Origin of the sequence: Lactobacillus amylolyticus DSM 11664, assembly GCF_000178475.1 — a bacterium.
Classification (GTDB): Bacteria; Bacillota; Bacilli; order Lactobacillales; family Lactobacillaceae; genus Lactobacillus; species Lactobacillus amylolyticus.
This window is the reverse complement of the sequence record NZ_ADNY01000065.1, coordinates 1-814: the sequence shown is the minus strand read 5'-3', so window position 1 is coordinate 814 and position 814 is coordinate 1. Positions and strand designations below refer to the sequence as shown.

The following is an 814-nucleotide window of genomic DNA, read 5'->3' as shown; positions in this document are numbered from 1 at the left end:
GCCTGCTTGTCCTTACTGTGGCTCCTTGGCTCTCCTGCATAATGGACATCTGATTACCAACATTCGCTATTTAACAGCTAATGCCAGCCATCCAGTAACTATTAGACTGGCTAAGCAGCGAGTTAAATGTCGTGATTGTGAGCGCTGGTCCATGGCTCAATCTGAACTAGTAAACAAATACTGTTCTATTTCTAACGCTTCTAAGCTCAAAGTATTATCAGCTTTAACTGAAGATCGATCTATGACCAGCATTGCCAGAGAAAACAATGTTTCGATCAATACCGTTCAAAGAGTGCTGGGCAACTGTTCACACCGATTTATTGACAGCTACGAATATTTGCCAGCTCATTTGGCTTTTGATGAATTCAAAGGCGTTGATCGTCAGCTGCACTTTATCTGCTTAGACGGCGATAGTCATCAAGTCGTGCAGATTCTTAGAACGCGTTATAAGAAGAATCTGCTTAAGTATTTTGGACGTTTTTCGCCTCAAGCCAGAGCCAACGTTAGAACCGTTACGATGGATCTCAACTTTTACTATCAGGACATTGTCAGAGCCTGTTTCCCTAATGCTCAGATTGTCATCGATCGCTTTCACATGATTCAAATGCTTACGCGTTCTTTTAACTCGCTCAGAGTTAAAGTCATGAAGACCTTTGATAAAAGATCCAGACAGTATCAGCTGCTCAAATCTCCTTGGAAATTATACTTGAAGAAGTTTGATGAGCTCGAAAAGGTTCATCCTCGCTACAATTGGCATTATAAAGACTGCTTAACTCAAGCCCAAGCAGTCACAGAAGGCATCAATGCCAATACT

Annotated in this window: 1 protein-coding gene; it reads left to right on the top strand. The window is 41.8% G+C overall.

The genetic code is table 11. The annotated features are described in order from the left end of the window. Positions 1–814, top strand: an 814-nt coding sequence (locus HMPREF0493_RS07000) for an ISL3 family transposase (protein ID WP_006352624.1), incomplete at both ends; no start/stop codon positions are given.